The organism is Okeania sp. SIO2F5, from assembly GCF_010692685.1.
Lineage (GTDB): Bacteria > Cyanobacteriota > Cyanobacteriia > Cyanobacteriales > Microcoleaceae > Okeania > Okeania hirsuta.
The window spans coordinates 43,101-65,395 of sequence record NZ_JAAHGU010000029.1 but is presented as its reverse complement, the minus strand read 5'-3'; the positions used below and the strand labels follow the sequence as shown (position 1 = coordinate 65,395).

Here is a 22,295-nt window from a genome sequence, read left to right as displayed (position 1 = left end):
TTGGTCGTCACGCAAACCATAACGTCTAGTCATTTAGAGCAGTCCTTAGCATATTATTCCTGTAGTTATTCTTCATAAGCATACTATACTTTTAATGTCAACCTCTTTAATTGATGACACGCCCTAGTGCAGGATGGCGAAAATAACTGACCAGTTACAAAATCCTAAAACAATTACAAATCAATACTTTTGAGTTTTAACTTTTGACTGTCTTGAGTGCGTCTTACATTCTGGAGGGGCTGTGTGCGGAATTACTTCCGCACTTTATACGCCCCGTAGGAAACCTCGCCAATTAGCACTCGCTTTTAACTTCCGCGTAGTGGCACTAGATATATCAAGGAATAGGCTATTTTGATGTTAAAGCATGATACAGCAAGGGTTTAAAACTATTTTTAAGGCATTTTTTGCTAAAGTCCCGTTACTAATTAATGAGACCTAATACCACTCAGCAAAACGAGGATAAATTTAGGTATTAAAATAGAAAATTACCCTATATGAAAAACATCATATAGGGTGAAAAAATTAATTTAGGACTACTATTATTAAATAGCTATTTTGTTGCTAATTTCACATTAGTGGCTAAACCTAAAGCTTGTAATAATTGAATCATCATCCAAGTCGTATCAATTTCCCACCATTGCAAACCATGACGTGCAGAATACTGAAAAGCATGATGGTTATTGTGCCAACCTTCACCATAAGTTAATACGGCCACCCACCAACAGTTAGTAGAAGAATCACCAGCATCATAAGTACGATAACCAAATTTATGAGTGGCACTATTCACTAACCAAGTGCAGTGAAAAACAGCAACTATTCTAAAAAAAATACCCCAAACTACAAAGGACCAACCTCCAACAAGGTAGAGCAAAATGCCAAAAGCAAACTGAATGGGAATAAAGTTATTTTGCAAAAATTTATAAACAGGATCGTCTGCTATGTCCTTTATGTAGCGAGGAACTTCAGACCTGATTGGTAAATTGTGGAGCATCCAACCCATGTGACTCCACCAAAACCCGCGATGAGAGTCATGGGGATCTTTATCATTATCTGAATGTATGTGATGAATGCGGTGTAAACCTACCCAATCACAAACTCCACCTTCGCAGGCAAGAGTACCACAGAAAACAAAAAAGTATTCTAGCCATTTGGGTGTTTTAAAGCTGCGGTGTGTCACCAAACGATGAAAGCCTAATGTAATACCTAGACCACCTGTAATCCAATGTAGTAATAAGGCTAGGCCAACTGCAGTCCAACTAAAGTTACTGGGAAGTAGGGCAAACAAGGCTCCAATATGCAGGAATGCCATAAAGCCTATTATGCTCCAATCAAGGGAAAATTTTTCTGATGTTGAAATTGTCATGAAAATCTCTAAGTTAATAACTAAATAGCTCTAAGGGAGCTAGCTTAATCAAAGCAAGTTTATATGTTTGTATAGGATATGGAAAATATTTCGGTAATAACTACTTAATCTATATCTATTAATCAGAAGCAGAAAGTTAAAAAATATTCTTATACCAAAATCCAGGGTATTGTTAATTGTTTAAGTTTAAATTCCTAACTGATAATACAGGAGAATTTTTCTTAAACCAAGGTACTATAAATATACTAAATAAATATAGTAAAATTTCTAAGTTTTAGTAATTGAATCTGAAAATTTGATTAATAAAAAAAGTCAATTACTATCTTTGACATTGAGTAAAACACTACTTTGTTTATTGAGGTTTTTTACTGAAAAATTGTCATGGCTTTTTAATGAAACTTTTTTCACAAAAAAAGCACAGCCTCAATATCTAAAATTAACTATTTGTTGACAAAGGAATTTTAGATTGTATGGTGAATTTGAGTATTAACAAAAATTTACACTTTGTTTAGCATATCACAAATAAAACAAATTAAATTAAATTCAATATGAATAGTACTAAATATCTACAAACAGCAGAACAAGACCTATTTCCCATATTTTCTGATATTGATAGCTTAGTCAAGCAAAATCTCAGACGAGTTATAGATGCTTTTCGGGAGCATCGGGTAGGTGTCCATCATTTTGCAGGGGTTACTGGTTATGGCCATGACGATTTAGGGCGGGAAACTCTGGACAAGGTTTTTGCAGAGGTGATGGGGGCTGAGGCAGCAGCGGTAAGAGTCCAATTTGTTTCTGGAACTCATGCGATCGCCTGTGCTTTGTTTGGCACTCTTAGGCCAGGGGATGAAATGTTGTCTGTGGTTGGTTCTCCTTACGATACTTTGGAGGAGGTTATTGGTCTGAGGGAGGAGGGTCAAGGTTCTCTGAAAGATTTTGGCGTTAGTTATCGGGAATTGCCGTTAACTGAGACTGGTGCAATAGACTGGCGAGGGTTGGAGTCTGCTATTACTGAGAAGACTCGTCTGGCTTTGATTCAACGTTCTTGTGGTTATTCTTGGCGAGCTAGTTTGTCTATTGCAGATATTGAGAAAATTGTCAAGATAGTTAAGGAACAAAATCCTCAGACAGTTTGTTTTGTGGACAACTGTTATGGGGAGTTTATTGAGGACCGGGAACCTCTTGTGGTGGGAGCTGATTTAGTGGCGGGGTCTTTGATTAAAAATCCTGGTGGTACTATAGTTCCGGCAGGTGGGTATGTGGCAGGTAGGGGAGATTTGGTGGAAGCTGCTGCTTGTCGGTTAACTGCTCCTGGTATTGGTAGTAGTGGTGGGGCAACTTTTGAGCAGAATAGGTTGTTGTTTCAAGGTTTATTTTTGGCGCCTCAAATGGTGGGGGAGGCGATGAAGGGTAATCATTTGACGGCTTATGTTTTTGATAAGTTGGGTTATCCTGTTAATCCTCTTCCTTTTGAAAAACGACGGGATGTTATTCAGGGGATAAGGTTGGGTTCTCCGGAGAAGTTGATTGCTTTTTGTCGAGCTATTCAGCAATATTCGCCTGTGGGGTCTTATTTAGATCCGGTACCGGCACCGATGCCTGGATATGAAAGTGAGTTGGTTATGGCGGGTGGGACTTTTATTGATGGGGCGACTTCTGAATTTTCGGCGGATGGTCCTTTGAGGGAACCTTATGTTGTGTTTTGTCAGGGGGGGACTCATTGGACTCATGTGGCGATCGCTCTGGAGGCGGCTATTGAGGCGGTAAAGCTACCCCACAGAGGCTAACTACTGAAGCCAAATAATTAGGCACCCGTTGGACAAATATTAAGAAGCATTGAAAATCAAGTGATGATCTACTACAGTATCACACCTATTATAATCCTGATTATCAAATAATTTTGACCATGGCTTACCAGTTAAAATGAAACTAATCAAGACAAAATTAAAAGTTAACAATCACCAAAAAACAATCTTAACTGAAGCAGAGCGTCATCAGTTATTAGTAGAATGGAATGATACAACAATTGAGTATCCAAAAGATAAATGTATTCATCAGTTATTTGAAGCACAAGTAGAAAAAACACCGGATGCAATAGCAGTAAAATTTGAGGGGAAAAAACTCACCTACCAACAACTCAACCAACGAAGCAACAAACTTGCACATTATTTAAAAACTTTGGGAGTAGGGGTAAATGTTAAGGTAGGAATTTGTGTAGAACGTTCCCTGGAAATGGTAATTGGTTTATTGGGTATCCTCAAAGCAGGTGGCGCTTATGTACCCATCGACGCCAGCTATCCAGCAGAGCGTTTGAATTATATGTTAGGAGATACAGCAGTGCCAATACTGCTAACCAGTGAATCAATATTAGAGCATTTGCCAGAACATTCAGCACGGATGGTGTTTTTAGATAGGGATTGGAGAGCGATCACTCGGCTTTCTGACAAAAACTTGAACGGGGGCGTCAAACCAGAAAATCTAGGGTATGTCATCTATACCTCTGGTTCTACAGGTAAACCCAAAGGAGTAGCAATGAGTCAACGCTCTCTGGTTAATTTGATTACATGGCAGCAACAGGAAACAATTATTAGTAAAGGTACAACATTACAATTTGCTCCTATCAGTTTCGATGTATCCTTCCAAGAAATTTTTTCAACCCTTTGTTCGGGGGGTATCCTGGTTCTAGTTTCTCAAGAAGTTAGGCGTGATAGTTTTGCTCTAATGCAATTTCTGATTGAGAACAGAGTAGATAAGCTATTCCTACCTTTTGTTGCCTTACAACAGTTAGCAGCAGTTGCGACTAAATGCCAAACTCTACCCGAACTATCTGAAATAGTGACAGCAGGTGAACAGTTACAGATTACTACAGAAATAATTGAATTGATGAACAGACTGCCCAACTGTAGACTGCAAAATCAATATGGCCCCTCAGAAACCCACGTTGTTTCTGCCTACACTTTCCAAGGAACTGCCACAAATTGGCCTACACTCCCTCCCATTGGTCGGCCTATTGCTAACAATAAAGTTTACATCCTTAATCACGATCTACAACCAGTTCCTATTGGTATTGCAGGAGAACTATACATTGGTGGAACTGGCGTAGCAAAGGGTTATCTCAATCGTCCAGAATTGACTGCACAGAAGTTCATATCTAATCCGTTTATTGAAAGAGGAGAAAGCTTATTATATAAAACGGGAGATTTAGCTAGATACTTACCTGATGGCAACATAGAATATCTCGGTCGCATTGATAACCAAGTCAAGATTCGAGGTTTCCGCATCGAGTTAGGAGAAATAGAAGCATTCCTTAACACTCATTCCCAAATCCAACAAGCCGTTGTAATTGCCAGAGAAGACATTCCTGGAAACAAACGTTTAATTGCTTATTTTATTCCTGCTCAAGAGCAATTTTCTACCCATAATTTACGTCGGTTTCTCCAGGATAAATTGCCAGACTATGCCATCCCATCTAATTTTGTCAAACTAGAATTTTTACCTCTAACTCCCAATGGTAAAATTGACCGCAAAGCTTTACCTGAACCTGATAAGATTCGTCCCGAATTAGAAAATAATTTCGTTGCACCTCGCAACCAAACAGAAGAACTTTTAGCAAATATTTGGTCTGAATTACTGGAAGTAGAAAAAGTAGGCATTCAAGATAACTTTTTTGAGTTAGGTGGAGATTCTTTATTAGCAACTAAACTGATTTTTCAGATTCGAGAAACTTTTCAAATAAAAATTTATGTGAAAACTCTATTTTACTCTCCTACTATAGTCAAACTTGCTCCAACTATTGAGGAAATACTTCAAACAGGAGTTTATGACAAAGAAAAAATTGATTTTAATGCTGAAGCAATTTTAGACTTAACTATTATTCCTCAGACTACAGTTAATCAGAATATTGTTGAACCTCAGAATATTTTATTAACAGGAGTAACAGGTTTTGTTGGAGCTTATTTGCTTGATGAGTTACTGCGCAAAACTTCAGCAAATATATACTGCTTAATTCGGGCTAATAATACTGATTTAGCTAAACAAAAACTCAAAAATAAACTAGAAGACTATTTGCTTTGGGATGAGAAACTTAGTTCCAGAATTATCCCTGTAGTAGGAGATTTATGTAGTAGATTTTTCGGACTACCAACAGAAAAGTTTAACTTCCTTGCCCACGAGATTGATGTTATTTATCATAGTGGAGCTTGGGTAAATCATATTTACCCCTACACTGTACTCAAATCAGCTAATGTTTTAGGAACTCAAGAAATTTTAAGACTAGCTAGTGAAACTTCTGTAAAACCCGTGCATTTTATATCTAGTCTTGGGGTTTTACCATCATCTAGTAATTCTGAAAGTACAACCATTCTTGAATCCGCTCCCTTAACTGAAACTCCTAATCTAAAGAGTGGTTACATACAAAGCAAATGGGTAGCGGAAAAGTTAGTAATGGCAGCAAGCGATCGAGGAATTCCTACCTGTATATATCGCCTACCAATGATAACAGCAGATACTAATACTGGTGTAAGTAATATTAATGATAGAATTTGTCGCCAGATTAAAGGTTGTCTTCAATTAGGAATGGTACCAATTTTAGAAAGTAAATTAGTAGATAACTGGGTTCCTGTAAATGATATGAGTCAAGCAATTGTTTATTTGTCTCGGAAAGAAAATTCTTTAGGTAAAACATTTCATTTGATGAATTCTACTTCCACATCTTTGAACCATCTATTTGATTGGATTTGCTCTTTAGATTCCTCTGTGAAAAAAGTTTCATCAAATGATTGGGTGAGTGAGTTATCTAATCATCCTGAAAATGTCTTGTATCCTTATATTTTGAAGTTAGAGTTTCAAATAGAAAAATCTACAGAAAAACAGGCAGAGATACCATCACAAATTATTGATACTCAGAATACTAATAATGGGCTAAAGGGCAGTCAAATTATCCAATTTACTCCCATAGATGAAAAATATTTTGAAACTATGCTTTCATATTTAACTAATAGCAGCAAAAGTTAAATCTGCTGCGGAAAATTTATCTCCTACTAAATAAGAACAACCGTCAGATAATCGTTGACCAACTAAATCAAAAAGTTCCTTAATTTCTGCCAGAGATTTTGCAGTATTTTCTACTGTTAGCTGAAAATTTTTCTGCAACAAATTGGAGAAATAGGAAAAGGCAATAGCAAATCCAATTTGTTCAAACCAAGGAGTATTTGTACACCAAGCTCTACGCATAGCTTGACTATCTTTTGCCTTATAAAAATATCCCCAATTTATGACAGCAATAGCTAATTTTTTATCAAATAAATTTTCTAGTTATTCAACTTCCTGCCGTAATTATGGAACATCTGGATATAATTTTTTATCTGGTGGAGCTATGGCACTAAGGTAATGCAAAATATCAGTTGAATCAACAAAATTATGATGATTTTATGTAGCTAAAACCGGAACAGTACTACCATCATATTTTAGAGTAGCAAATCGATGAAATAGAGGAACATGGGGTTCTTCTATGTAAGTAATATTTAGTCTGTCTAATGCCCAAGGAGCTTTTTCGGAGTAATGGCTGATAGGAATAGTAATTAGACGATAATTTTGGGAATTCATAAAGTTTTTCCTTGTTGATTATTTCCAGAATTACTAACAAAAAATCGTTCAAAGTAAGGAGATATATGACAACGGAAGTTAAAAGTCAAAAGAAAATTGGTAAGAGATTGCTTTCCTAACGGAATGCTACGAAAACACTATCGTTTGCTATGGCAAAGCTGCGCTAATGCAATGAAAATTATAACGAACTACTTTATATGAAACAGTCCACTACAGTAATTTCAGGAAATTATTTAACTTAGGTATTTACCTGAATTTTGCTTTATAATTAGATTTACTAACAAATTTTCCCTTCTTCCTTCTTTCTTCTTCCCTCTTCCTTCTTTAAAAATCAGTTTTCCCTTCTTCCTTCTTCCTTCTTTCCTCTTCCTTCTTTAAAAGAGCTTCCCTAAAACCTAGCACTACTAAAATATTAGATAGTGTTAAAAATACTTCTGCACTACCATGTAACCAATCAATATTTGCTAAGGCTTCGTTATAAACTTGTTTAGCATAAATTCCGGCGGGAATAGTTACGCCCACAAATACTAAAGTTCCATAAAATCCAATTAAGGCTAAACGGGGTGTTTTACCTGAACGAGTGAGAAACCAAAGAAAGCCTAAATAGGGAAATAGAGAAAGAGCAAATAGAGTATCTTTAGAAATCATATTTTTAGGAGTATAAAAAATTTTGTTGTAGTAAGTAGCTAGTAGTCCATAGTTAAAGCTCTGTATTCAAAATACATTATATTCAGTATTCAAGATACTCTGAATATAGATACTCGAAACTATAACGTTATAGATATATTGTCTGGAGTGCGGAAAAATATCTCACTGCTGAGTTGATTTAATTTTTCAAAAAAAGATAGTCGGTACTCTGGAGTTAAGTATTCAAAATACTCTGAATATAGATACTCGAAACTATAACGTTATAGATTATTAGTCTGGAGTGCGGAAAAATATCTCACTGCTGAGTTGATTTAATTTTTCAAAAAAAGATAGTCGGTACTCTGGAGTTAAGTATTCAAAATACTCTGAATATAGATACTCGAAACTATAACGTTATAGATTATTAGTCTGGAGCGCTGAAAAATATCTCACTGCTGAGTTGATTTAATTTTTCAAAAAAAGATAGTCGGTACTCTGGAGTTAAGTATTCAAAATACTCTGAATATAGATACTCGAAACTATAACGTTATAGATTATTAGTCTGGAGCGCTGAAAAATATCTCACTGCTGAGTTGATTTAATTTTTCAAAAAAAGATAGTCGGTACTCTGGAGTTAAGTATTCAAAATGCTCTGAATATAGAGACTCGAAACTATAACGTTATAGATATATTGTCTGGAGCGCTGAAAAATATCTCACTGCTGAGTTGATTTAATTTTTCAAAAAAAGATAGCCTCTACTCCAGAGTAAGTGTCGTACCGAAAAATTAACTCTCGCTACTTTCTTCTTGCTTTTCACTATTAGAAAATATCAACCAAGCAGCAGCTAATAGAGTAAAATTTCCCAACAAAGTCATTGAAGCTTGAAGAGTAACCAACCATTCTAAATTTGGGTCATTATCAAAATAATGCCAAGTGCAGGCACACATCGCACTGACCAATGCAGGTAACATGGCAAAAGATAAACCATACCAGGCACGGTTATTAGTGACATTGCCATAGAGAGAAATAAACCAGATGGCAGCTATCCATTCAATAACGCTAGAAATATGAATAATCCAAGTAGGAACTGATAAAGCGTGCATATCTAAAAAATCTGAAAATTTAAGTATCAACTTTGGTGTTATATAAGGTTATATCAAAAGAATAAACTACTCAGGCAAATGCGAGCAATTTTGTGTGGTTACTACGGAAAAGGTAATAGTGGAGATGAGGCATTATTAGCATCCTTGTTGCAGATGTTGCCCAATAATATTCAACCTTATGTTTTGTCTGGCAACCCCATCGAAACTCAAAAACAATATCAGGTCGAAGCAGGCGATCGCCTCAATACTTTTACTATTCTCCAGGCAATGAAACGTTCCGATATATTTATCTGGGGGGGTGGAAGTCTGATTCAAGATGCTACAAGTATTGCCAGTCCTTTTTATTATGCCGGACTAATGGGAATTGCTCAAAAAATGGGCTTAAAAACAATTGCCTGGGCGCAAGGAATTGGGCCTTTACATCATCAAACTACCCAATTTTTGGCAAAGCAATGTTTTAAGGGTTGTACTGCGGTTAGTGTCAGAGATGCCAATTCGGCAAAAATAGTTGCCAAGTGGGATATTCCTTTTACCTTAGCTCCTGACCCAGTTTGGGCTTTGGAAAGTTCCTCTGTCCCTGGTCTTTGGGATTTACCTGCGCCTAGAGTAGCGGTTTGTTTGAGACCTCACCCACAACTTACTCCAGCACGTTTAGCAATTTTAACTCAGGCTTTGGTTTCTTTTCAAAAGGCAACTAAAGCGTTTATTTTGTTGTTGCCTTTTCAACCGATAAAGGATTTAAAAATTGCTGAATCTATTCATCAAAAATTGCCAAATCATAGCAAGATTGTAACTATAGAAGACCCTAGAGTTTTGAAGGGAGTTTTTCGGGGTGTGGAAATGGTAATAGGTATGCGTTTCCACAGTTTAATTATGGGGTCTGCGGAGGAATGTCGTTGTTTTGCTATTAGTTACGACCCGAAAGTTAGTCAGTTAATGACTGAGTTAGAAATACCTGGATGGGAGTTAGCTGAAGTGCCGGAAGATGCAAATTTAATTAGTAAGATGTGGATTGAAAATTATGCGAATGGAGATGCTTTGTTTCCAGAAAGGATAGATTTTTTGAGAGAGCGATCGCTAATTCATCAAGAGGTATTATCTTCAATTAATAATTAATAATTAATAATTAATAATTAATAATTGTAAGCATTCAGCAGTCAGCTATCAGCTATAGCGTTTTTATTTGAGATGCGGAAATCAAATCCTCTTAAAAAGGGAATAGACAATAGGCAATAGGCAATGGTAAAGGATTAAAAACAGTATTAAATTATGAAAAATAAAAGGGAATAGGTACTCAATACAGCATTTTTTTATTAGAAAAAATTACGTTCTAGATTTACATCTCATTTGAAAATACTATATCAGCTATCAGCTATCAGCTTTATTAATTTTAGTGGACAATTTAAGCTTGCTGTTCTTGTGCTTCAATTCTTTGTTTAAAAATGTCGTAGAAGTTAAGTAAATGCTTGCTTCATTTATTAAAAAGCTGTTTGCGCAGCATTCCGCACCGAAGAGCTGACCGCGAGCTAGCTGAATGCTTACTAATAATTAGGGCTTGCTGATTAAATATCAAAGTATTGACAGATAAAAGTTTTAGCCTTTTTGTTGTATGTAAAAAAAGTGTCAGCTTTTAGCTCCGAATTGCCCAAAATACTCACATTTTGAGTAGACAAGGGCAGAAAAATTGAGCGACAATTCTTTCGACTGCCTTCTCTGTAATTTCCATTCATTCTGACTCCTGACTCCTGGCTTCTACCCTCCACAAAAAGACTTTTTCAGCAAACACTAATTAATAATTACTTCTTCTTAATAAAGAAGAGAGAAGAGGATTTACTAAAAGAAAAAAATTTCTTTTATATCCATGAATAGAGATGCTTTATACCTTAATTTTTCGGTAAAAGGAGTAGGTAATACCATTACGGTTGCAGGACTGCAAAAATCTGGAAAAACTTCCAAAATAAGTAGGGCTTACTGATTAAATATCAAAGCATTTACAGATAAAGTTCTTAGCCTTTTTAGGTCGAAAAAAGTGCGCTTGTTTCAGTCTAATAATGCTCAAAAAGTTAGCATTTTGGGTAGACAAGTACAGAAAAATCAATGGGCAAAATATCCGACTACCTCCTCTATAATTTCCATTTCTCCTGACTCCTGACTCCTCCCCTCACTTATAAGACTTTTTCAGCAAACCCTAAGTAGATAGAAGTCGTGCATTTTTAAGTCTGAATTATGATTCTTGATTTATCATTTTATTTTGTTTAGTAAATAGAACGTTAAATACATGGGATGTTTGATAAGACTTACCGATAGGTAACTTAACTAGCTGATTAATTTCGTTTGAGGTAATTAAATAAGTTTCATATTTTAAGGATTCCATAAATTCTCTCAATTCTGTTTCATTAGTTCCCATTTGTTGTAATCCAAATCTATTAATTTCACAAATAATATAGGGAACATCATATTGATAAAATGTATTTACTGCTCCTTTAATTACATCAAGTTCTGCTCCTTCAGTGTCAATTTTAATCATCTTTATCTGACCAATATCTTTTTGCCGATCCAAAATATCATCAAGTGTAGATTGTTGAATATTTTGCATTGTTTGATTATCCAAACTTTTTTGATTGAATGGATGTTTACCGACATCCCACAAAGCATGACCGCCATCGTTATCTTGATTAAAAAATAGTTGTGTTTGTTTCGTTTCTGAGCCAACAGCAAGATTAAATAAGCTAATATTGTTTAGATTGTTGAGACTAATATTCTCTAAGATTTTTTGATAATTTGATAATTCTGGTTCAAAAGCAAAAACTTTGCCTTCGATGCCTACTATTTTTGCAGCTAAAACAGAATAATATCCAATATGAGCGCCAATATCAATAAAACAGTCGCCATTTTGTAGAAATTTCCCAATTAATTGTAAGATTTCAGATTCATAAGCTCGCCCTTTTTGCAAAGAGTCAAACATCAATTTTTGAGTAAATTTATGAGCATCTAGGGAGAGCTTTATTTCTTGTTATTCAGAATTAGATTGCCATTGGATATTGATAATTTTGGTAGAATTTTATGAAGTTATAGTCGAACTATTTTTCCTCTGAATCATTGCCCAATAGATATCTGGACCTGCAGGCACATCAAATTGAATATCTAATACTTGTAAAGTTTCAAACCCTGTTCTTTTAATTAAATCTAGCCACATAGTTTTTCCCAATACACTGTAGTGGTTTTTATTAGTTTGATGTTGGCAACTTGTATCAGGAGCAGGTACTTCTAAATATAGATAACCTTCGGGTTTAATAACTCTATAAATTTCCTGCAAAGTAAAATATGGAAAAATACTATGTTCTAAACAATGTCTACACCAAACAAAGTCAAAATAGTTATCTTCAAATTCTAAAAAAGATTGATCCATTTCATAAACTTGATAACCTTTTTGTTGGCAAATAGCCACATCTTGACTATTTAGAGTAATTCCAATTGGTGAAAAACCATGTTTTTTAAATATCTCTAAAGCGACACCTTGACCACAACCAATATCTAATATTTTGGCTGCTGGTGGTAAAAATATTTGCTTTAGACATATATCAAACATTTGTTCAGTTATTTGATTATGAAGTTTGGTTGGAGGTTCGGGATAGGTATCATTTTTAATTTTTTCTAGAAAGTTCTCTATTTTTTTTATTTGTGATGAATTTAGTTTCATAATATATAGGTATTCAACAATTAATAATTAATAATTAATAATTAGGGTTTGCTGATTAATTATTAAAGTATTGATATATAAAGGGTTGAGCATTTTTAAGGTCGAAAAAACTGTACCTGTTTAAGTTTAAAACGCTCAAAAAGCTAGTATTTTGGGCTGACTATGGCAGAAAAATCATTCTTACAATTTTTACTCAATCCAATAGAACAAGAGAAGAAATAATATTTCCTTATATTCAATTCCATAACGGTTTTAACCAGAGGTAATTATCAATTATCAATTATCCATTATCCATTAATGAACTACTCCCTATCTGAATTAGTGGTAAAAATTTACATAATTATCGTATAATTAGGGCTTGGTGATTAAATCTAAAAGTATTGACATATAAAGACAAGTGCCTTTTTGGGGTCGGAAAAAGTACTCGGTATCACGTCTAAAACGCTCAAAAAGGAGCGTATTTTAGGCTCATAGTTGGGCAGAGAAATCAAGGGACAATTACTTTTACTCCTGCCTACTCGCTCATTGCCATTTATCCTGTCTCCTGTCTCCTGTCTCCTGTCTCCTACCCCGGCAAAAAGACTTTCCATACGCAAACCTTAATCATAACGCAAAAATAGAGGTATAAATTTTGGCAAGAGTCAGAGTAAGACAACATGTTAATCCTTTCTCTAATAAATATCAAGAGTCAGTAATTCTACCAAATTTTAGTAATATTTATTCTGATTTAAATAAACCATTGCATTTAGATATTGGTTGTGGTCGGGGTAAATTTTTATGGCAGATAGCACAGACAGAACCTGAATGGAATTTTCTCGGTTTAGAAATTCGGGAACCATTAGTTATAGAGGCTAATAATTTGCTAAATGAACAGGGTTTTAATAATTTGCACTATTTATTTTGTAATGCCAATATTTCTCTGGAAAAAATATTACAATCTTTCCCAGAGGGAATATTACAAAGAGTCTCAATTTTATTTCCCGATCCTTGGTTTAAGAGACGTCATCAAATACGCAGAGTTGTACAACCAAAATTAGTCGAAGATTTAGCCAATCATTTAACAGTGGGAGGAAAAGTTTTTCTCCATTCTGATGTAGAGAAAGTGGCAAAAGAAATGTGTAAACGCTTCTCTGCTCATAGTTCATTTTCTCGAAGTTCTGATGATTGGTTAACTGAAAATATTTTGCCAGTATTATCAGAAAGAGAAATTGTTACTTTAGCTAAAGATCAACCTGTGTATAGAGCATTATTTGAGAAGGTAGTGCCGCTACGCGGAAGTTAAAAGTCAAAAGTTAAAAGTTAAAAGTAAGATTTAATAGGTATAAAACTTTGACGTTTCAATAGTTTCAACAGATTATTTGACATTATGACTTTGAAACTATTTTTGACATCCTTAAAGTGAAATGGTATCAGATGATAGGTCGTAGATGTTAGATTTAACCTTCAATTTATGAGAAGATAATTATGGTTAAAATTATCTCAAGTTATAGGAATAAATTAGGGATAGAATATCTGGTTTTTGGTGATGAGTAAAAAATCAAAATATAGAACTTCTAGATGATTGGTGGAAACTTTTCTATTCTATTCCCCGTTACAAAAATAACTTCTGACTTCTGACTTCTGACTTCTGACTTCGTTCTAATTGGGTCGCGCAATTCCACCTTTTAAAGCGAAATATTTGAAATATTTTTGGTTCCTTGCTCAAATCCCCTACTTCCTCTCCTGGGAGGGGTTAGGGGTGGGTTAACTTCTGCCTTCTCCTTCTTCCTTCTTCCTTCTTCCTTCTTGCTTCTTCCTTCTTTCTTCTTCAAATCCAAGAACGAAACCACATCCTCATCTGCCAATTTTGCGGAGATATAGGTAATCCCAAATAAATAGGCATCCAAAAAACAAAAGCAAATAAAATGATAAAAATAACTGTAACTCCTATTGCTCTGAGATGAACTTGTCTATTATTTAACCACTTATCAAGCCACCAAGCAAGTGCCAAAATAGCAAACACAGCAGCACCCATATAATGATAGATAAAAGTACAACGAGTCACTTTTGACCAAGGTAAAAAATTGGCAAACCAATTTAATAATAAATATAGTAAAAACCACATTTCTGAGGCAGGAATAAATTTCACTTTTGGCTTAATGAAAATTTTATTACGTCTAGCTTTTCGTTTTTTTTCCCAATCCCAGATGCAGTTAATTAATATTAACACTAAAGATAAAATTGCTACTGCTGATAACCACCAAAGAGCGGGATTTCCCATAGCATGAACATCATAAATTAGCGGATTAACTTTTGGATTTCCAATATCTGAAGGTAATGGTGGTAAAGAAGGTTCAGGTTGATCTAATAAGCCTGTATTTTTATAGAAATAAACCACAGGTCTGAGCATCAATGGCCAAGTAAACCATTGAGCACAATAAGGATGAGTATCTGGTCCACTACCAATTCTTTGATGATAGCTGAAAATTTGTTTTTGCATTTCCCAAAATCCATATTTCGGATTGAGAATAATGTGAGGAATCCAGAGTAAACTGTAGGTTATGATGGGAATAAAAAATAAGTTTAAAGTAAATTTCAGCAGATTTAGTCGAGCTAAATTTCGCAAAGGAGATATAAAATTAGACTTTTTTGGGGGGGCTAAAAATTCAATGACCCAGGCAAATATCCAGAGTAGATAAATACTGAGTAAAAATCCTAAACCATTCCATTTTATCGCAGCACTTGCACCAAAATTTATTCCGGCTAAAGCCAACCAAATTTTTTGTTTCAATTGCCAATCTTGCAAAGCAATAATTAAACATAACTGACCTAATAATCCGAAAATTACTAGATAAATATTATTTAGAGCGTAGCGAGATTCAACTAAAAATAATCCATCTAAAGCAATGAGTAAAGCAGCAAGAAAACCATAACTTTGACGGCGAGTTAATTGATAAGCGATCGCTCCTACTACTACTGGAATAAATGAACCAGTTAAAGCATTTATCCATCGATAAGTCCAAGGAGCTAAAGTAGAACCTGTTTCATTATTGACTATTTCTTGTCCGAAGGGCAGATGAGAGCCTATCCAAATACTAATAGCAATAATATATTGACTAAGTGGAGGGTGGGCATTAAAAAAATCAGTTTTAGTTAAGTAGTTGTTGGCAAATTTAGCATAATAAACCTCGTCAAAAACGAGAGTATTAAAACGACCTATTTGCCAGAATCTGAGCATGATTGAAAATATAAATATGCTCGCCATGCCAACAATAAACCATCTAGATAATTTACGAGATATTAGTTGCATAAATAGAATAAATTTTAGAGTGTTTTTATTTTAGTATAAAGACATAAAAAACAGCCCTAAAGTGCGAACAAATAGGGCTGTTGTTGTATAAAATAATAATACGATACATTCTTTTACTGAAAATGTCAAGTATTTGTCAGTGAGCTAACCCTAAAATAATTTTCTTGATTCAGATATTAATAACTTTTATACCTGCTCAACTGAAAAAAATTAAGTAATCATAAAAATCACATTAAAGAAGGAAGAAGGAAGAAGGAAGAAGGAAAAAGGAAAAAGGAAAAAGTGAATGGGGACTCAAACCCCAACCAATTGTAAACACTGTGTAGACGGTGAGGTATTAAACCCAAAAGAAAAAGATAAATAACAGTATTTTAGATATCTATCCTCATTATAAAAATAAGTAAAAAAATTGAAATTTCAGGGTATTTAGAATTCAAAAATTATGATTTTCCGTAATCAAAGATAATTTGCTTGGAGATGAAAAGTAAATTTATATAGCGCTACGCATTAAGAGACTGTTTATAAAGTTTTGTAATGTACAATGATTGAGCTTTAAACTGTAAAAACTTGGTGATTTATACCAGATTTTATAGGCTGAAATACCCAATTTTTCAGGGGTAAAAACACTTCATAATTCTTGACAAACAACCTCTAAGTCGTTTGATATTCCTCTGTATGCCTATTTCCATAAGAAAGCTGTTGCCTTTTCCTACCATAATGCTGTACAAACAACCCAGATTTATTGTCAAACGCCAAAGAAGATAGTGCTATATTAGGAGTTAATTTCATCGTAAGTTTTGCGGTTTAAAGTGATACATTGACCTTCATTCTAGCTATTTAACCCATAGTATGGCATTGCAGAATCTAGAAGTAACTAGAAATAAAAGTCAAACTATTAGCAATTACTAAATTTTTAGGAAAATGGAACAAACAACAGAACTATATGGCCCTTTAAATGAACTAGAATCTCCTCTCAACTATAATTTTGTTGTCGGAGAACAACCTAATATTCCCTTAGATAAATTTTCAGCTTCTGATGAGGGTATCAAGTTACTTTCTTTGTTAAATGTTGAAGAGGATACTGATAGTATTGTACTAAAAAGTAATATCGATTTTGACAATTCATTTGATGGCTTCAGAAATTCAACTGACCAAAGCTCTACAGATGAGAAACCAGTAATTGTAGGTCGGTTTGAACAGGAGGATTTAAAAAAAGACCTTGGAACAGAAAACGCCGATTTGTTAACAGGTTTACCCACAGAAGATTCTTCTGAGAATTCATCAGAAAAACCCACTGATGTTACTTTACCCAAAGAAGAGAAAACATCTGTAGATGATGATGGAGAAAAATCTGAAACAGATGTCATAAATATTCCACCAGAAGGAAAGTTCATAGAGACACCAAGTAGTATTGCTTCATTAGAACCAGAAGAGAAAGTATCGCCAGAGGTGTTAGAAGCGATCGCTAATGGTGAGGCCCAAGAACTTTTAGTCTCATTAGACAGCAGTGAAATTGATGCACTGGTAGAAGCTCGAATGGTGGAGGAAGGTTTAGAGGCAGGTAGCGACGAAATCTTAGAATACAAAGCAGAATTGCTGGCAGAACTAAAAGAAGAGGTATTCTCTGATTTACCAGAAGGATTTGAAATTATAGATGATTATGGTAATTTGCCAATTTCCTTTGTCCGGTTTGAGTCAGAAGAACCTCTGCTAGAACTGTTAGAAAATGATGACGTTTTAGGAGCAGCAGTTCCTGAAGTTTATGAAAAATCCTTAATAGAAAGTCTACCCATAATCGATCAACCTGAAGCAGAAGCAGAAGGATATACTGGGGAAGGTACAACTGTAGCTGTTCTAGATTCAGGAGCCGATCCAAATGCTCCAGGACTTCAGGATCGAGTGGTAGTAGCTCAAGACTTTGCCCCTGATGATGGTCAAGATGATGACGATGGCCATGGAACGAATGTTAGTGCTATTGTTGCTGGAGTTGCACCTGGGACCAATATTGCAGCACTAGACGTTTTTGAAGGTGGTTTCTATTATGACCAGTACCTAATCTCTGCCTTCGACTGGGTAATCGAAAACAGAAACACTTACAATATTGAAGCCATCAATATGAGTCTTGGTAACGACCAAAAATTTACAGATCCGCGAGCAGATAATGAATCTGCTCTAGGCCAAGCCATTACTGAAGCCAAATCAGCAGGTATTCTCAGTATTGTTGCCTCTGGAAATGAATACTACACAGATGGAATTTCATCCCCTGCAGCTTTTGAAAGTGCGGTATCCGTTGGCGCGACCTATGACTCCGTAGGTACTTGGGGAAATGATATTGGTGAAGTAGATCGAGTCGCCATTTTTTCTAATAGTTCCCAATTTCTAGATATACTTGCGCCTGGAGCCTGGATTACTGCAGGAGGATTAGAAAGGTATACTGGAACTTCAATGGCAGCACCCCACGTTGCTGGAGCAGTTGCGGTCTTAAGTGAAGCCTTCCCTGATGAAAGTCCCGACCAAATTCTGCAACGGATGCTTAATTCTGGCGACCCCATTACAGACCACCGCAACGGAATTACTAAACCCAGACTTAATCTAGGTGCTGCATTAGAGATAGAATCTTCTCGACCTGACAACGATAATTTCCTAGATAGCGAAATCCTATTTGGTACATCAGACAGCGACTTTGGTTCAAACATTGATACTACTGAACAGTCTGGAGAACCAAATCACGCTGGTCTTGGAGGTGGTAATTCTGTTTGGTGGAGTTGGACAGCTCCTACTTCTGGGGAAGTGACAGTTAATACTTTCGGTAGCGACTTTGATACTGTATTGGCTGCCTATACAGGTGCTTCGGTGTCAAACCTGACTGAAGTTGATAGTAACGACGACAGTGGAGGTGGTACTCAAAGTGAAGTTGTCTTTGATGCAGTAGAGGGAACCACATATCATTTTGCAGTAGATGGATTTTTAGGAGCTACAGGCAATATTGCTATCGACCTTTCACTGGAAACAACAGATGTAGAAAACGATAACTTCTCTAACAGTATTTCTCTCAGTGGTTCATCTGCTAGCACTACTGGCAACAATATTAATGCCACCATAGAATCGGGAGAACCAGATCATGCTGGAAACCCTGGGGGTAGTTCTGTTTGGTGGAATTGGACAGCACCTTCATCTGGTACAGTCACTATTGGAACTGATGGCAGTGACTTTAACACGATATTAGGGGTTTATACAGGTTCTTCTGTGTCAAACCTGACTGAAGTTGCCAGTGACGATGATGGTGGTGAGGGATTACAAAGTCAGGTAACTTTTGACGTTGTTGGAGGAACAAATTATAAAATTGCAGTTGATGGATTTTCTGGTTCTGAGGGTAATATTGTTTTAGATTTAGACCTAGCAACATCAGAGATATCTAACGATGATTTTGCCAACAGTGCTACCCTCAGTGGTACTTCTGATAACGCAACTACCAGTAGCATCAACGCTTCCATAGAATCGGGAGAACCTGATCATGCTGGAATTTCTGGTGGTCATTCCCTATGGTGGAATTGGACAGCACCAAGTTCAGGATTAGTAACTATTGATACCTTTGGCAGCGATTTCGACACCATTTTAGCCGCCTACACAGGTTCATCAGTCTCCAACTTAACTGAGATTGCTAGCAATGACGATAGTAGTGGTTTGCAAAGCCAAATTGCTTTCCAAGCAGTAGCAGGAACTAACTATCAAATTGCAGTGGATGGATTTAGTGAAGCAGCAGGTAATGTTGAGTTGGCTTTGTTTTTGGAGGCTGATACCCTAGCAAACGATGATTTTGCTGACAGGATTTCTTTAAGCGGTTCACAGATTAATGAAACAGCTACCAATGAGAACGCAACTGTAGAGTTAGAAGAACCTCTTCATGCAGGAAATGATGGCGGTGCATCCCTGTGGTGGAGTTGGACAGCTCCTAATGATGGTACTTTAACCGTCAATACTGGCGGTAGTGATTTTGATACAATACTAGCAGCGTATACAGGTTCTTCCCTCTCTAACTTAACTGAGGTTGACAGTAATGATGATAGTGTAAATTATGGTCTCCAGAGCGAGATTCTCTTTGATGTAGTTGAAGGTGAAACCTACAACATAGCAGTGGATGGATTCAATGGTGACTTTGGTAATATTAACCTCGAACTAATTCTCTCTACCTTTGAAAACCAAATCGATCTATCTAGTGATGTCTTTGAAGTAACTCCGCAACAAGTTAGTCCTGGTGATTCTATTGATATTGACTTTTCTGTAGACAATACTGGCAGCGATGATGCTACTGGTTTCTGGGTAGACTTCTTCTTATCCGAGGATGGTAATATCGATCCACAGGAAGACTATCTGCTTGGTTTTACCTGGATAGAAAGTTTGCCAGGAAACAGTAATAGTGGAGTGCTAAGTGAAAGTTTTTCCCTACCTACTATAGACGGTTTTTCTTGGGATGAGGACGCAGATTATCAGATTGGTATGCTCGTTGACAGTTTTGATGCTGTTGCGGAGACTGACGAATTCAATAATATAGATACCGAAACGATATCGATATCTACAACGTCATCAGAACCATCTTACACAAGCACCCCAGTCAGAATTAATGGGGTATATGAACCCATTGCAGGTGACTTTAATGGAGACAACAATACTGATATTCTCTGGTATCGACCAGGACCAGGCCAGGATTTCATTTGGTTCTTCAACTCTGACGGCTCTTTTGAGAGCAGTCGCTTCACGGTCAATGGTACTTACACGCCGATAGTTGGAGATTTTAACGGTGATTCCACCTCAGATATTCTCTGGTATCGACCAGGGTCAGGCCAGGATTTCATCTGGTTCTTTGATAAGGATGGAAATTGTACCAGCAGTCCTTTCACCGTCAATGGTACTTACACTCCAGTAGCTGGAGACTTTGATGCTAGTGGTACCACAGATATTCTGTGGTATCGACCAGGTACAGGTCAAGACTTTTTATGGTCTTTCAATTCCGACGGTACTTTTGACAGCAATAGGTTTAGAGTTAATGGTACTTACACCCCAGTAGCTGGAGACTTTGATGCTAGTGGTACCACAGATATTCTGTGGTATCGACCAGGTACAGGTCAAGACTTTTTATGGTCTTTCAATTCCGACGGTACTTTTGACAGCAATAGGTTTAGAGTTAATGGTACTTACACCCCAGTAGCTGGAGACTTTGATGCTAGTGGTACCACAGATGTTCTGTGGTATCGACCAGGTACAGGTCAAGACTTTTTATGGTCTTTCAATTCCGACGGTACTTTTGACAGCAATAGGTTTAGAGTTAACGGAACTTACACCCCAGTAGCTGGAGACTTTAACGGCAATCTCTTCTCTGATATTCTCTGGTATCGACCAGGTACAGGTCAAGACTTTTTATGGTCTTTTTAATAGATCAGGACTTACGCATGAGGTACGAAAAACTAGGACTTGAGATTGCTTTCCGTTCCGGACTGCTCCGCAAACCCTTTCGGTCCCAATGACGGAAATACCTTGAGGTACGTAAGTCATATAGAACCCCTAAACGGATCTATTTAAAAATAGAGAAGGAGATGGGGAGATGGGGAGATGAGAGTATTTTTCTACCTGCAAGGGAAGCTACCAGGTCTGCTATTGGGCGACGCGGGGTCTCATCCGCTTTTTCCCCATTCTCGTTCCTGAATTTCCACAACTTCCTCAGGCTGAGGACGGAAGCCAAAAGCACATACCGCGTCCAAAGACACGCTCAGGGGTTCTATAGATATAAATTATAGCGGTTTTCAAATAGATAGACTACAGTGGCAAAAGCATTATCCTACTGTCTGCTCTCTACTGCCTACTGCCTACTCCCGCGCACCAAAAGAATTTTGTAGTCTACTTAAATGAAAAGCACTGTAACTGAGTCCGTGGTCTCAACCTTGACTTGGTGAGTAATATAATTTCTATCGTCTGTGGGGGTAAACGGCCGTTTGCCCCCTACAATTTTAGGTAGTAGTGCATTGTAATGGTATAGCTAGTGGGAGCATCTTGCTCCCGTTCTAATATCATATCAAATCCGCTTAATTCGGAAAAAAAATGTTTCATCTGAGCGCCAGAGCGCAAATCTTTCTAAATTATTTTCCCTCTTGACTCCGGAGGACTGACTCCTAATTAATTATCTCATATCATGTCTGGTAGCATCGGTATTGTAAGCGTGAAGGTAAGGAAGAAGGAAGAGGCAAGAAGGCTGAAAAGCTTGAAAAAAACGTAAATTTCCTGTAGATATTCACCCTTGGTTTTACACAAACGCGCCCCAGCGGAAATGATATCAAATAAGGTAAGCAAGAAGCAAGAAGCAAGAGGGAAGAAGGCTGAAAAGCTTGAAAAAACGTAAATTTCCTGTAGATATTCACCCTTGGTTTTACACAAACGCGCCCCAGCGGAAATGATATCAAATCCGGTTAAACAGTTATAGATTGGTTAAGTCTTGAGGAGTCAACCCACCCCTAACCCAACCCAGGAGGGGGAGGACCGAGTCAGGAGGAGAGAGAATCACAAAGATGAGCGTAGTTATGACGATTGAAGATTTTTTTTATGTCTAATTAAACGGA

At 36.5% G+C, this 22,295-nt stretch carries 14 protein-coding genes; 5 read left to right on the top strand and 9 right to left on the bottom strand.

Annotated elements, in window-relative coordinates; translation table 11 throughout:
- Window positions 1–550: 550 nt before the first annotated feature.
- A complete protein-coding gene (locus tag F6K27_RS12780) occupies window positions 551–1,363 on the bottom strand; it encodes an acyl-CoA desaturase (RefSeq protein ID WP_287276516.1) in 813 nt (270 codons plus the stop codon).
- 548 nt (window positions 1,364–1,911) lie between these two features.
- Here F6K27_RS12780 and F6K27_RS12775 point away from each other — a divergent pair.
- Both F6K27_RS12775 and F6K27_RS12770 read left to right on the top strand, forming a co-directional pair.
- Complete coding sequence (locus tag F6K27_RS12775; protein WP_287276515.1) at window positions 1,912–3,150, top strand: methionine gamma-lyase family protein; 1,239 nt, start codon at window positions 1,912–1,914, stop codon at window positions 3,148–3,150.
- A 136-nt stretch (window positions 3,151–3,286) separates the two neighbouring features.
- Entirely contained in the window at window positions 3,287–6,376 is a 3,090-nt protein-coding gene (locus tag F6K27_RS12770; RefSeq protein ID WP_287276514.1) for a non-ribosomal peptide synthetase, read from the top strand.
- On the opposite strand, the gene F6K27_RS12765 is transcribed toward F6K27_RS12770, so the two are convergent.
- From F6K27_RS12765 to F6K27_RS12750, 4 genes are all read right to left on the bottom strand, one after another.
- Complete coding sequence (locus F6K27_RS12765; protein WP_287276513.1) at window positions 6,353–6,595, bottom strand: glutathione binding-like protein; 243 nt, start codon at window positions 6,593–6,595, stop codon at window positions 6,353–6,355. The genes F6K27_RS12770 and F6K27_RS12765 overlap by 24 nt on opposite strands.
- 195 nt (window positions 6,596–6,790) lie before the next feature.
- Window positions 6,791–6,967 carry a hypothetical protein gene (locus F6K27_RS12760; protein ID WP_287276512.1) on the bottom strand — a complete coding sequence of 59 codons (177 nt, stop codon included), beginning with the start codon at window positions 6,965–6,967 and terminating at the stop codon, window positions 6,791–6,793.
- 324 nt (window positions 6,968–7,291) lie between these two features.
- Entirely contained in the window at window positions 7,292–7,615 is a 324-nt protein-coding gene (locus F6K27_RS12755) for a DUF3593 domain-containing protein (RefSeq protein WP_287276511.1), read from the bottom strand.
- A 765-nt stretch (window positions 7,616–8,380) separates the two neighbouring features.
- Complete coding sequence (locus tag F6K27_RS12750) at window positions 8,381–8,698, bottom strand: DUF2499 domain-containing protein (RefSeq protein WP_287276510.1); 318 nt, start codon at window positions 8,696–8,698, stop codon at window positions 8,381–8,383.
- Between the two features lie 78 nt (window positions 8,699–8,776).
- Here F6K27_RS12750 and csaB point away from each other — a divergent pair, with 78 nt between their 5' ends.
- Window positions 8,777–9,814, top strand: coding sequence for a polysaccharide pyruvyl transferase CsaB (gene csaB / locus F6K27_RS12745; RefSeq protein WP_287276509.1), 1,038 nt, complete (start codon window positions 8,777–8,779; stop codon window positions 9,812–9,814).
- Window positions 9,815–10,922: 1,108 nt separating this feature from the next.
- On the opposite strand, the gene F6K27_RS12740 is transcribed toward csaB, so the two are convergent.
- Both F6K27_RS12740 and F6K27_RS12735 read right to left on the bottom strand, forming a co-directional pair.
- Window positions 10,923–11,663 carry an FkbM family methyltransferase gene (locus F6K27_RS12740; RefSeq protein ID WP_287276507.1) on the bottom strand — a complete coding sequence of 247 codons (741 nt, stop codon included), beginning with the start codon at window positions 11,661–11,663 and terminating at the stop codon, window positions 10,923–10,925.
- Window positions 11,664–11,759: 96 nt separating this feature from the next.
- On the bottom strand, window positions 11,760–12,398 hold the full coding sequence (locus tag F6K27_RS12735; protein WP_287276505.1) for a bifunctional 2-polyprenyl-6-hydroxyphenol methylase/3-demethylubiquinol 3-O-methyltransferase UbiG: 639 nt from the start codon (window positions 12,396–12,398) through the stop codon (window positions 11,760–11,762).
- Window positions 12,399–13,029: 631 nt separating this feature from the next.
- Here F6K27_RS12735 and trmB point away from each other — a divergent pair.
- On the top strand, window positions 13,030–13,680 hold the full coding sequence (gene trmB / locus F6K27_RS12730) for a tRNA (guanosine(46)-N7)-methyltransferase TrmB (RefSeq protein WP_287276503.1): 651 nt from the start codon (window positions 13,030–13,032) through the stop codon (window positions 13,678–13,680).
- A gap of 382 nt (window positions 13,681–14,062) precedes the next feature.
- On the opposite strand, the gene F6K27_RS12725 is transcribed toward trmB, so the two are convergent.
- Complete coding sequence (locus F6K27_RS12725) at window positions 14,063–14,227, bottom strand: hypothetical protein (RefSeq protein WP_287276502.1); 165 nt, start codon at window positions 14,225–14,227, stop codon at window positions 14,063–14,065.
- Window positions 14,206–15,687, bottom strand: coding sequence for a dolichyl-phosphate-mannose--protein mannosyltransferase (locus tag F6K27_RS12720; RefSeq protein ID WP_287276500.1), 1,482 nt, complete (start codon window positions 15,685–15,687; stop codon window positions 14,206–14,208). The genes F6K27_RS12725 and F6K27_RS12720 overlap by 22 nt, the downstream gene beginning before the upstream one ends.
- A gap of 921 nt (window positions 15,688–16,608) precedes the next feature.
- On the opposite strand from F6K27_RS12720, the gene F6K27_RS12715 reads away from it, so the two are divergent.
- Window positions 16,609–21,117: a S8 family serine peptidase gene (locus F6K27_RS12715; protein WP_287300875.1), complete on the top strand. Its 4,509-nt coding sequence runs from the start codon at window positions 16,609–16,611 to the stop codon at window positions 21,115–21,117.
- The last annotated feature ends 1,178 nt before the right edge of the window (window positions 21,118–22,295 follow it).